Here is an 11,882-nt window from a genome sequence, read left to right on the forward strand (position 1 = left end):
ACATGATTTTGTTAAGGGAAGATTATTCAGGGAAGTATGAACTACATAAAGAATACCGATAATGGAAATAGTAGGAGGTGTGTGATCATGGAAGGTTCAATGTTCTATTGGATACTTTGGGTGTTTTGGGTATATGTGACCTTTTTTATGAACAAACAAAATTCTTATCGTTCAAAATTTGCAGCGGCCATTTTAGTATTGATTACCCTTTCAAATGTACATTTTGTGTTTAGGAGTTTTGAGTTTTACGCTAGCGGATTATTTATGCTGCTATTATCTTATATGATTTTTAGTAAGAAAAAGCTCGGATTATTGCTATATGCCTTTATATGCTCATTCATTGTAACCATTGCATACGTTACCTTTAATTTATTTGTCATCTATGACCCCGTCTGGGTGATTTTTCAAAAGGAATGGATGATGGGAATATGTTTTAGCTGCCTTGCGATTTTTTTACAAACATCTTTAAAAGACAGACTGTTAATAATTGTAAGTGGTACCATGCAAGGGGAGATCCTCTATGCCTTTTATCTTAGTAAATTTGATTTTTCTTATCCGATTGGATCCATTGGTTACCTAGATGTGTTTTCGTTAATTACAATACTGCTGGTAAGCTGGAGCATACTCGAAAATGCAGGACCATACTTTCAAAACCATTTTCACTTTTTGGAAAAAGGGAAGCAAAAGTCTTCGTAAAAAATCGTTAAAAATTAAATATTTGTCTAGCTTCACGAGTCTTCTGTTTTTCAAAGTTGCAGGAAAGTGTTCACATTGCTAAAATAATATGGTTAGACCCTTCTCTTCAAAGAAGGGTTTCTTTATCATTAGTACGCAATACTTAATTATATAAATTGAGTTTCTCTGCTTTAACGATAATAATAACAAAATAATTGATAATGATATGGATGAAAGGATGGCGATTATAATGGTAAAACCTGTTATAGCCATTGTAGGAAGACCAAATGTTGGGAAATCAACTATTTTCAACAGAATTGTTGGAGAGAGAATTTCCATTGTTGAGGATATTCCAGGAGTGACCCGCGATCGAATTTATAGCTCAGGGGAATGGTTGACACATGATTTTAATGTAATTGATACGGGTGGTATTGATATCGGCGATGAACCGTTTCTTGAGCAAATTCGGCAGCAGGCTGAAGTAGCTATTGACGAAGCAGATGTTATCATTTTTCTAACAAATGGGAGAGAAGGGGTAACAGCTGCAGACGAAGAAGTAGCAAAGATTTTATATAAATCAAAAAAACCAATCGTATTAGCTGTTAATAAAATTGATAATCCTGAAATGCGTGAGCAAATCTATGATTTTTACTCTTTAGGATTCGGTGAACCTATACCAGTATCCGGCTCTCATGGTCTTGGATTGGGTGATCTATTAGATGAGGCAGCTAAACATTTCCCTAAGAATAAGGGACAGGATTATGATGCTGATACCATTAAATTTTCTTTAATAGGCCGGCCTAATGTTGGGAAGTCATCATTAGTCAATGCCATTCTAGGTGAAGACCGAGTCATTGTAAGTGATATTGCTGGTACAACAAGAGATGCTGTGGATTCTCCTTATACATATAATGGCGATAAGTATGTCATTATTGATACGGCTGGAATGCGGAAAAAAGGAAAAGTCTATGAGAGTACCGAAAAATATAGTGTTCTTCGTGCCTTAAGGGCAATAGAGCGGTCTGATGTTGTTTTAGTTGTCATTAATGCCGAAGAAGGAATCATTGAACAGGATAAGAAAATTGCCGGGTATGCACATGAAGCTGGACGGGCAATAGTAATTGTCGTCAATAAGTGGGATGCGGTTGAAAAAGATGAAAAAACAATGAAGGAACTTGAACAAAAAATTAGAGAGCATTTTCTCTTCTTAAGTTACGCTCCAATTGTTTTCTTATCTGCAAAGACGAAAAAACGTATTCATACGCTACTGCCAATGATCAATACTGCTAGTGAAAACCATGCAATGCGCGTTGAAACAAGCGTCTTAAATGATATAATTATGGATGCGGTAGCGATGAATCCAACACCAACCGATAAAGGGCGTCGATTGAAGATTTATTACACCACGCAAGTAGCGGTGAAACCGCCAACCTTTGTGGTTTTTGTTAACGAACCAGAATTACTGCATTTCTCTTATGAGCGCTTCTTAGAAAATCGAATCCGAGAAGCATTTGGATTCGAGGGAACCCCGATAAAAATTTATGCAAGAGAAAGAAAATAATTTTACGGTGGGAGTGAGCTAAATGCAGGAAAAAAAAGAAGCTGTAGCTGTTATTGGTGCCGGCAGCTGGGGGACTGCACTTGCGATGGTCCTCGCAGACAATGAATATGAAGTCAGGTTATGGAGCCATAATGAATCCCAAGTTCAAGAGATAAATCAGTTCCATACAAATAAGAAATACTTGCCAGAAATCAGTCTGCCTGAATTGATTGTTGGTTATGCGTCATTAAGTGACGCTTTAGCCGGAATCAAAACGGTGATATTAGCGGTACCAACGAAAGCCATTCGTGAAGTACTTGGGAAAATACGTATAGTTCAAAACTCACCATTGACTATTGCGCATGTTAGTAAAGGGATTGAGCCTGATTCCCTTTTGAGAATTTCAGAACTGATAGCAGAAGAAATGCCAAGTGAGCTTTTAAAAGCAGTGGTAGTCCTCTCAGGTCCAAGCCACGCTGAGGAAGTTAGCCTTAGACACCCAACAACTGTGACCGTTTCGTCAGAAAGTATGGCTGCGGCTGAAGAAATACAAGATTTGTTTATTAACCATAATTTTCGAGTCTATACAAATCCAGATGTTATAGGAGTGGAAATTGGCGGAGCATTAAAGAATATTATTGCGCTGGCTGCCGGAATAACGGACGGGCTGGGGTATGGTGATAACGCCAAAGCTGCTTTAATAACCCGAGGCTTAGCTGAAATCGCGCGACTTGGAACAAAAATGGGAGCTAACCCTTTAACATTTTCCGGTTTAGCGGGAATTGGGGACTTAATTGTAACTTGTACAAGTGTCCATTCTCGGAACTGGAGGGCGGGTAATCTACTTGGTAAAGGGAAAAATCTTGATGAGGTTCTCGATAATATGGGAATGGTTGTTGAAGGTGTAAGGACCACAAAAGCAGCTTATCAGCTTGCCCAAAAGTATAATGTCAGCATGCCAATCACATTTGCTTTATATGATGTTTTATTTAATGGGAAAAATGCGAAAAATGCAGTTGATGTATTAATGGCACGTGGGAAAACTCACGAAATGGAAGATTTAGTAAATATTCTTGAAGAAAGAAACCTTGAAGAATAAAAATTGTGCATTTTCACTGAAAAATAGGCATTCACCTGAGTGCGTTTCCCCACATAGTTGCATACAATGCAAGCGAAGCACACGTGTAGTATGAACCTAAATGTTTGGGTAATTTAGTCACTAAGACTGAAGTAAGGAACTCGCCCCTCTTTACTTCAGTTTTTTTATGTTATAGGCTGTGTTAAATTCGCAGTTGATTTACGCTCCACTAAGGAAAGCTTCTTTGAATAATCACCGCAGTGACAGGCGGTCTTTTCCTGTCACGAGGCGCTACGCTTTCCGCGAGCTCGCCCGTGAGCCTGTCTAGCTACAGCGCCTAGCCCCTCGAGTCGCTTCGGTCCTGACGATGAAGTCAAAGAGCGACTTCAACGCCAGGCCCTCCAGCGCTTGTCGGGTCTGGACAAGGCGCTTCCGCTTTTCCCTCTCCTCGGTCGTTCCGACCTGCGGGGTCTCACTCAGCTCGTTCATCCCGCAGGACTTTGAATTTACTTCCTCGAATAATCACCGCACGAAGAAAATGCGATAGCATTTTCGAGGATCGAGCGCCTTCCGCTCCAATCAACAGGTTCTAAAACCAACAGTCTTCGTTAACACAGCCATGTAATAAAATAAAACCTTTTTATGAAATGGTTCTGCTATGTTATAATAGCTTTCGGAATAAAGGGGGTGTCCTGATGTCACCAGGTATGTTGAAAATGTGGATATCGATTGCAGGGATGGGACTTATGTTTCTTGCTATTATTACAATTTATTTGAGCCGTTATAAATTAACAGGAGTGCTAAAGTTTTTTACAGCGGTCCTTGCTTACATTTTTTTAATCATTTCGGGAATTACGTTGTTTATTGTACTTTTTACATAAATACAGAAAAAAGAAAAATTAGGTGATTGTATGAATTGGAAGGCCATTGTGTCATTGCTAGTTCTAACTTCTTTGTTTTTAACAGGATGTATGTATCCATCTGAGAAATTAGCGGAAAATCAAATCCCTTATACAGACCAAATCGCTGCAGTTCAACAAGCGGTAAATTCTTTTAGGGAGGATAATGGTGGAATCTTGCCGATAAAAACAAGAGATGCTGTTACTCCAATCTATCAAAAATACCCAATAGATTTCAAAAAAATTGCTCCCAAATATATCTCAGAGCCCCCAGGGAACGCCTTTGAAAGCGGTGGGATCTTTCAATATGTCCTTGTAGATGTTGAAACCAACGCAACCGTAAAACTATTGGACCTGAGAATGGCTGATACCATTCGTGATATTAATTTGAGAATTAAATCCACTGGCTACCCGCCCTATAAAGAAAAACTTGCTGATAATGTTTATACAATTGATTTTAAAGCATTGGGGTATAAGCAGGAGCCATATGCCATTAGTCCATACTCTAATCAAAATCTGCCGTTTGTAGTAACGACAGACGCAGAAGTCTACGTCGATTACCGTCTAGATTTATTTCAGGAGTTAAAGAAAAAGGACAAGAAGGTAATGCCAGGCGAGGATATTCGTAATTTTCTTGTAGAGGATTCAATGTTTGTTCCCGCCTATTCATTACCGTATACAGTGGATCCTGAGTCTAACGAACCGGTTTTTTTAAAGCAATAAGTAATATCAAATAGTCATAACCCTTCTCCTTCGAAATATATTGTAGGAGAAGGGTTTTTTTTGGGGCACATGAATGCCTTATTTCAATTAGGTTAAAGACATGCGGTTTAGGAGTCTCTCCCGTGTTACTTTACCATAAACCCTCATTCAATCAACTGTTCAGACACAACAGATACTAGCATATTCAAGGAATAAATAGTTAAGGGGGTAAAAATATTTTTAAAAACTGTCATAAGAATGTAGGACAACGTCATAAATATATATTGTCCAAAAATATCTTGATGGATAATATTATCCCACTTTACTCTATGATCGGGAGGGGATCACTTGGAAAAGGTTGATATTTTCAAAGATATTGCCGAAAGAACCGGCGGTGATATTTATTTAGGAGTAGTAGGTGCTGTAAGAACTGGAAAATCCACATTTATTAAGAAATTTATGGAGCTTGTGGTTTTACCCAATATAGACAATGAAGCAGAGAGATCTCGAACAGTGGATGAGCTTCCTCAAAGTGCAGCAGGGAAAACAATCATGACAACTGAGCCCAAGTTCGTTCCGAATCAAGCTGCTAGTGTCCATGTTGACGAAGGACTTAATGTTAATATTAGATTAGTTGATTGTGTCGGTTACACGGTTCCAGGTGCTAAAGGGTATGAGGATGAAAATGGTCCGAGGATGATTACGACTCCTTGGTATGAAGAGCCTATCCCATTCCATGAAGCTGCTGAAATTGGAACTAGGAAAGTCATTCAAGAGCATTCTACCATTGGTGTAGTGGTGACTACTGACGGCACAATTGGCGAAATACCAAGAAGTAATTATATCGAAGCTGAGGAAAGAGTGATAAATGAGCTTAAGGAAGTGGGCAAACCGTTTATTATGGTTGTTAACAGCGCGCAACCATATCATCCAAGCACGGAAACACTCAGATCCAGCTTAGCAGAAAAGTATGACATTCCTGTGCTGGCAATGAGTGTTGAAAGCATGCGTGACAGTGATGTTCTTAATGTTCTTAGAGAGGCTCTTTACGAGTTCCCAGTGCTCGAGGTTAATGTTAACCTTCCTAGCTGGGTAATGGTATTGAGAGAGAATCACTGGCTGCGTGAAAGCTATCAAGAAGCAGTTAAAGAAACGGTTAAAGATATCAAGAGATTAAGAGATGTTGACCGGGTCGTGCAGCAATTCAGCGATTTTGACTATATTGAGAGGGCGGGATTAGCCGGAATAGAAATGGGTCAAGGGGTTGCGGAAATCGACTTATTTGCTCCAGACGAACTTTACGATGATATCTTAAAAGAAATCGTGGGAGTAGAAATTAGGGGGAAAGACCATCTTCTTGAACTTATGCAGGATTTTGCACATGCCAAAGCGGAATATGATCATATTTCTGATGCGTTAAGAATGGTGAAGCAAACTGGTTACGGTATTGCATCACCATCGCTTTCAGATATGAGCCTTGAAGAACCTGAAATTATCCGTCAAGGTGCAAGGTTTGGAGTAAGGCTGCGAGCAGTAGCTCCATCAATCCATATGATTAAGGTGGATGTGGAATCTGAGTTTGCTCCAATAATCGGAACAGAAAAGCAAAGTGAAGAGCTGGTTCGGTACTTAATGCAGGATTTCGAGGATGATCCACTGTCCATCTGGAATTCAGATATTTTTGGACGCTCATTAAGCTCCATCGTTAGGGAAGGTATTCAAGCAAAACTATCCCTAATGCCAGAGAATGCAAGATATAAACTAAAAGAAACATTAGAGAGAATCATAAACGAAGGATCTGGCGGTTTGATTGCAATAATACTTTAGTTCTGGAGACTCCGATTTGGAGTCTTTTTTCTATTTTTACAAAAAACAACAACCCAGTTAGTCAAAAAAAGGAGAAATTTGTAGAAATGAAGAAAAGATTACCATTATTTCATGAAATATTCTTGATAAGCGTAAATGATTGTGATAATCTTTTAACAGACTTACGTCTAGTGCTAAAACCTTTACATAATAAGGTTTTTATTAAAAAGTAGATTAAATGATCAAAAACAGTAATTTTTAATTACTTTGCCAATAAAACCGCGCTATGACGTATAGAAATAAGAAAAATTGTTTAGAAATGTAGATAAGTAATCTTATTTACGATTCTTAACTTATATTATTGGGAGGAGGTGAATAGCATGAACAAGACAGAACTAATTAACGCAGTTGCAGAAGCAAGCGAACTTTCTAAAAAAGACGCTACAAAAGCAGTTGATGCTGTTTTTGATTCAATTCTAGATGCTTTGAAAAATGGTGATAAAGTCCAATTAATCGGTTTTGGTAACTTCGAAGTACGCGAACGTGCAGCACGTAAAGGACGTAATCCTCAAACTGGTGAGGAAATCGAAATTGGTGCAAGCAAAGTTCCTGCTTTCAAACCAGGTAAAGCGCTTAAAGATGCAGTAAAATAATTACATAAATTTATTGCTTCGGCAAAAAGGTCATGGTAACACTCCATGACCTTTTTTCTATGTACTTTGAACTTGTCTAGTTCCAGCGTCTAGGGGCGACAGGCATAAGCCGCCCCCTGAAGAAGGCAAAAAACGCCTTCTTGTAGGGTTCGTCTTATGCCTGTCGCCCCTGGTCAAGCCGCTTGCACTTTTCTCTTTAACCACGGTTGTGCTAATATGTATTTGTCATATATACTTGTTTGATACATAGTAGGGGGAATAAGCATGACTGAAGTGAATCGCACGCAGATTGAGGAAGCGGTGCGTTTAATATTAATGGCGATAGGCGAAGATCCGACGAGAGAAGGTCTTCTTGATACGCCGAAACGAGTAGCAAAAATGTATGAAGAGGTTTTCAGTGGACTGAAGGAAGATCCGAAAAAACATTTCGAAACCATATTTAGTGAAGACCATGAAGAGTTAGTTCTGGTTAAGGACATCCCATTCTATTCCATGTGTGAACATCATCTTGTACCGTTCTTTGGAAAAGCACATGTAGCATATATTCCTAAAGGCGGGCGCGTAACAGGATTAAGTAAATTAGCAAGGGCAGTGGAAGCTGTTGCTAAGAGACCTCAGCTGCAAGAGAGAATTACCTCTACCATTGCTGATAGCATGATGGAAAAATTAGACCCTCATGGAGTAATGGTGGTTGTTGAAGCGGAACATATGTGTATGACAATGCGCGGGGTAAAAAAACCTGGTTCAAAGACAGTAACAACAGCAGTTCGAGGTAATCTTGCAAATGATACCATCGCTAGATCTGAAATACTATCGTTAATTAAGAATTAATGGGGTGATACTATGGAAAAAAGACAACCACAAAATAGTGACTTTGTTGTAATAAAAGCAATTGATGATGGCGTTAATGTAATAGGTTTGACAAGAGGAACAGATACAAAATTCCATCATTCCGAAAAGCTTGATAAAGGGGAAGTATTAATCGCTCAGTTTACAGAACATACATCAGCTATTAAAATCAGGGGAAATGCAAAAATAATGACTCATTTTGGTGAAATGGAAAGTGAAATGAAGAAATAGCCATAAATATGTTATTTAGGTGGTTATGATATTAATCATTGTTCTTTCATTACGGTGGAAATGTATTTATTTTGTGAATTACTGCCCATACATAAGCTTTTATGATATAATTGTCACTGCCTTGTTTAAACAAAAGGATTGTCATAAATATATAATTTCGGGGAAGCAAGGGTGATTAAATTGCCAGACATTCGACAAAAGTTTACAGACATTAAGGAGCAAGTTGAGCACAAAGTATTTCATCCTTACTTGCTAAAATATATTGAAAAGCCAGTAATTGATGAAGATAAGCTGCTTATTCTCGTGTCCATTATGGATCGACTCGAATTGTCTTACAATGAGATGAAAAATTACGCGCTGACAACTATGCTTATTCAAATTGCCCTTGATACCCATGAGCATATATCTAACGCTTCAGTAGATGAGAAAAATAGACAATTAACGGTTCTAGCTGGGGATTATTATAGCGGCTTATATTATAAATTATTAGCAGAGTCCGAAGATATCAGCATGATTAAAGAACTCTCAAAAGGAATAAAAGAAATTAATGAACATAAAATTTCGATCTATCAAAGAGAACTAAATGGAATCGAAAACTTAATGACTAGTATAAAGAAAATTGAAAGCTCTTTACTGGTGAAATTCTCCGAATGTTTTAAAGTGGACTTGTGGAATGAGTTTATTGCTAATCTATTCTTTTTCAAGCGTTTACTTCATGAAAAAAGGCTTTTTATGGAGTCTGATAGCAGCTTAGTGTTCAAGACGTTGCAAGAATTCACCATAGCAAAAACACATCGCTCGATAAAAAATCTGTCAGATAAACAACAGAGTGATTTGCTTGTAATCTGTGATCGTTACCTAGATTCTTCAAAACAATTCCTCCTAAAAGGAATGAATCAGCTACCATATTTAAATGATATGCTTGAAGCTAGAATTACTTCGATCATTAATGAACATCAACCAATTGTGAAAACTTTAGTGGAAGAAGGGTAAGCATATGCAGCAATCTAAGGAACAACGTGTTCATAAGGTCTTTGAGAAAATATCCGATAACTACGATAAAATGAACTCGGTTATTAGTTTTCAACAGCACATCAAATGGCGTAAGGATACAATGAAAAGAATGAATGTCAAGCCAGGTTCGAAAGCGCTGGATGTATGTTGTGGAACAGGAGACTGGACGATTGCTTTAGCTGAAGCCGTGGGTCCTGCTGGTGAAGTTACTGGACTCGACTTTAGTCAAAATATGCTAAATGTTGGGGTTGAAAAGGTAAAAAAACTAGGCCTAAAACAAGTTACTTTAATACATGGAAACGCTATGGAACTCCCTTTCCCTGATAATAGCTTTGATTATGTAACGATTGGGTTTGGTTTAAGAAATGTACCTGATTACCTTCAGGTTTTAAAAGAAATGAATCGCGTATTAAAGCCAGGAGGGATTGCAGTTTGCCTTGAAACCTCCCAGCCTACCTTAATTGGTTATAAACAGCTTTATTATTTTTATTTCAAATTTATCATGCCGTTGTTTGGTAAGTTATTTGCTAAGAGTTATCAGGAATATGCGTGGCTCAACGAATCCGCACGTAGTTTTCCAGGTATGAAAGAATTAGCTCGAATGTTTGAGACTGCCGGATTTAAAGATGTGTTTTATAAACCATATAGCGGCGGGGCAGCGGCGGTTCATATTGGAAATAAGAAGTAATTCTTTTTTAGATTTGTAAACAGGACGAAAAGCTGGTGAATACAAATGAAATTAAAGATGATGTATTCATTTTTGAATTCAGATATTAATACAATTGAAAAAAAGTTGGAAGAGACCATCCAAGCGGATTCTCTTCTTTTGAAACGGGCTTCTTTGCATACCTTGCAGGCAGGTGGGAAAAGAATTCGGCCTGTTTTTGTTTTATTGGCGGGTAAGTTTGGACGCTACGAAATTAATGTGATGAAAAACGTTGCAGTTGCTCTAGAACTCATTCATATGGCTTCCCTTGTTCATGATGATGTAATTGACGATGCAGATTTACGAAGAGGGCAGCCTACTGTTAAGGCAAAATGGGACAACAAAACGGCGATGTATACGGGCGATTTTATCTTTGCACTTTCGCTTGAGTTGATGAGTGATATTAATAAGCCTTTAGCTCATAAGATATTAGCTAATACGATTGTTGAAGTAACGGTTGGGGAGATTCAACAAATAAAAGATAAGTATCGTTTTGATCAAAATCTCAGGGATTATTTACGAAGAATCAAAAGAAAAACAGCGTTGCTAATCTCCGCAAGTTGTCAGTTGGGTGCGATTGCTGCTGATGTGGATGAATCGATTCATAAAAAACTGTATCTATTTGGTTATTATGTCGGAATGGCATTCCAAATTACAGATGACATTTTGGATTTCACCTCTTCCGAAGAGGAACTTGGTAAGCCTGCAGGCAGTGATTTGCTTCAAGGAAATATTACGGCGCCTGCTCTTTATGCAATGGAAAACGAAACAATTCGACACGAAATTGAAAAGGTTCATCAGAATATCGAACCAGCTCAAATACAAAGGATTATCACACTTATTAAAGAGTCTGGTGCAATTGAAAAGTCTATCGCATTAAGTGATATGTATCTAGATAAGGCTCTGAGGGTGCTAGAAGATCTTCCGACAAATAAAGCCAAAAAAACACTACGGGATATCGCAAAATTTATTGGACGGCGTAAATATTAGTGAAAAGAGAGTAAAACATTTGTTTTCTCTCTTTTTATTTGCATTTTCGGCAGAATGAAGGCGCTTTCGACTTGCGAAATATTCGAAAAAGTGATAACATCTTCATGGATTGTCCCACTATGGCAATTATTATACATACTATATTAGGAGTGGAATTCATGGAAAAAACATTTTTAATGGTGAAGCCTGATGGTGTACAGCGTAATTTAATCGGAGAAATCGTTGCTCGATTTGAAAAAAAGGGCTTCCAATTAGTTGGCGCTAAATTAATGAGCATCCCGACTGAACTTGCCGAGGAGCACTATGGTGAGCATAAAGAACGTCCATTCTTTGGTGAATTAGTCGACTTCATTACATCTGGTCCTGTTTTTGCTATGGTTTGGCAAGGTGAAAATGTGATTGCTACTGCACGTCAAATGATGGGCTCTACTAATCCTAAAGATGCAGCACCAGGAACAATCCGCGGCGATTTCGGCTTAACTGTTGGTAAGAATGTTATTCACGGTTCGGATTCACCTGTAAGTGCAGAGCGTGAAATTGGATTGTTTTTTAAAGATGGCGGAGTTGTAGAATACTCAAAACTAGTTAACGAATGGATTTACTAAGTTAGATATAAGAGGCACTTGTATAGCTTATACAGGTGCCTTTTTGTATGCGTATACATTTAAAAAAATAAAAATATTTTAGAAACAATAGTGTACAAATAGAGTTTCTATTATTATCATTAGATAAATAATCA

13 protein-coding genes are annotated in these 11,882 nt (G+C 38.0%); all 13 read left to right on the plus strand.

What is annotated here, in order from left to right; genetic code table 11:
- Positions 1 to 87: 87 nt before the first annotated feature.
- The 13 genes from QFZ31_RS30185 to ndk all read left to right on the plus strand — a co-directional run bounded on the left by QFZ31_RS30185 (position 88) and on the right by ndk (position 11,748).
- On the plus strand, positions 88 to 696 hold the full coding sequence (locus tag QFZ31_RS30185; protein WP_307310406.1) for a hypothetical protein: 609 nt from the start codon (positions 88 to 90) through the stop codon (positions 694 to 696).
- A gap of 229 nt (positions 697 to 925) precedes the next feature.
- Complete coding sequence (gene der / locus QFZ31_RS30190) at positions 926 to 2,236, plus strand: ribosome biogenesis GTPase Der (RefSeq protein ID WP_179596426.1); 1,311 nt, start codon at positions 926 to 928, stop codon at positions 2,234 to 2,236.
- 22 nt (positions 2,237 to 2,258) lie between these two features.
- Positions 2,259 to 3,314 carry an NAD(P)H-dependent glycerol-3-phosphate dehydrogenase gene (locus QFZ31_RS30195; protein WP_307310409.1) on the plus strand — a complete coding sequence of 352 codons (1,056 nt, stop codon included), beginning with the start codon at positions 2,259 to 2,261 and terminating at the stop codon, positions 3,312 to 3,314.
- A 674-nt stretch (positions 3,315 to 3,988) separates the two neighbouring features.
- Entirely contained in the window at positions 3,989 to 4,174 is a 186-nt protein-coding gene (locus tag QFZ31_RS30200; protein ID WP_307310411.1) for a DUF2768 domain-containing protein, read from the plus strand.
- Positions 4,175 to 4,204: 30 nt separating this feature from the next.
- A complete protein-coding gene (locus QFZ31_RS30205; protein ID WP_307310412.1) occupies positions 4,205 to 4,915 on the plus strand; it encodes a hypothetical protein in 711 nt (236 codons plus the stop codon).
- Between the two features lie 327 nt (positions 4,916 to 5,242).
- Positions 5,243 to 6,721 (plus strand): stage IV sporulation protein A, encoded by a 1,479-nt coding sequence (spoIVA, locus tag QFZ31_RS30210; protein WP_179596418.1) that lies wholly within the window; start codon positions 5,243 to 5,245, stop codon positions 6,719 to 6,721.
- Between the two features lie 359 nt (positions 6,722 to 7,080).
- Positions 7,081 to 7,353 carry a non-specific DNA-binding protein Hbs gene (hbs, locus tag QFZ31_RS30215; protein WP_034676225.1) on the plus strand — a complete coding sequence of 91 codons (273 nt, stop codon included), beginning with the start codon at positions 7,081 to 7,083 and terminating at the stop codon, positions 7,351 to 7,353.
- Between the two features lie 264 nt (positions 7,354 to 7,617).
- Positions 7,618 to 8,184 (plus strand): GTP cyclohydrolase I FolE, encoded by a 567-nt coding sequence (folE, locus tag QFZ31_RS30220; protein ID WP_307310414.1) that lies wholly within the window; start codon positions 7,618 to 7,620, stop codon positions 8,182 to 8,184.
- A 12-nt stretch (positions 8,185 to 8,196) separates the two neighbouring features.
- A complete protein-coding gene (gene mtrB / locus QFZ31_RS30225; protein ID WP_179596414.1) occupies positions 8,197 to 8,433 on the plus strand; it encodes a trp RNA-binding attenuation protein MtrB in 237 nt (78 codons plus the stop codon).
- Between the two features lie 171 nt (positions 8,434 to 8,604).
- A complete protein-coding gene (locus tag QFZ31_RS30230) occupies positions 8,605 to 9,426 on the plus strand; it encodes a heptaprenyl diphosphate synthase component 1 (RefSeq protein WP_307310417.1) in 822 nt (273 codons plus the stop codon).
- Positions 9,427 to 9,430: 4 nt separating this feature from the next.
- Entirely contained in the window at positions 9,431 to 10,135 is a 705-nt protein-coding gene (locus tag QFZ31_RS30235) for a demethylmenaquinone methyltransferase (RefSeq protein WP_307310419.1), read from the plus strand.
- A 45-nt stretch (positions 10,136 to 10,180) separates the two neighbouring features.
- The gene (gene hepT / locus QFZ31_RS30240; protein WP_307310421.1) at positions 10,181 to 11,143 is read left to right on the plus strand and encodes a heptaprenyl diphosphate synthase component II; all 963 of its coding nucleotides are present in this window, start codon (positions 10,181 to 10,183) and stop codon (positions 11,141 to 11,143) included.
- A 158-nt stretch (positions 11,144 to 11,301) separates the two neighbouring features.
- The gene (ndk, locus tag QFZ31_RS30245) at positions 11,302 to 11,748 is read left to right on the plus strand and encodes a nucleoside-diphosphate kinase (protein ID WP_307310423.1); all 447 of its coding nucleotides are present in this window, start codon (positions 11,302 to 11,304) and stop codon (positions 11,746 to 11,748) included.
- Positions 11,749 to 11,882: the final 134 nt, after the last annotated feature.

It is taken from the genome of Neobacillus niacini (assembly GCF_030817595.1).
GTDB classification, from domain to species: Bacteria; Bacillota; Bacilli; order Bacillales; family Cytobacillaceae; genus Neobacillus; species Neobacillus niacini_G.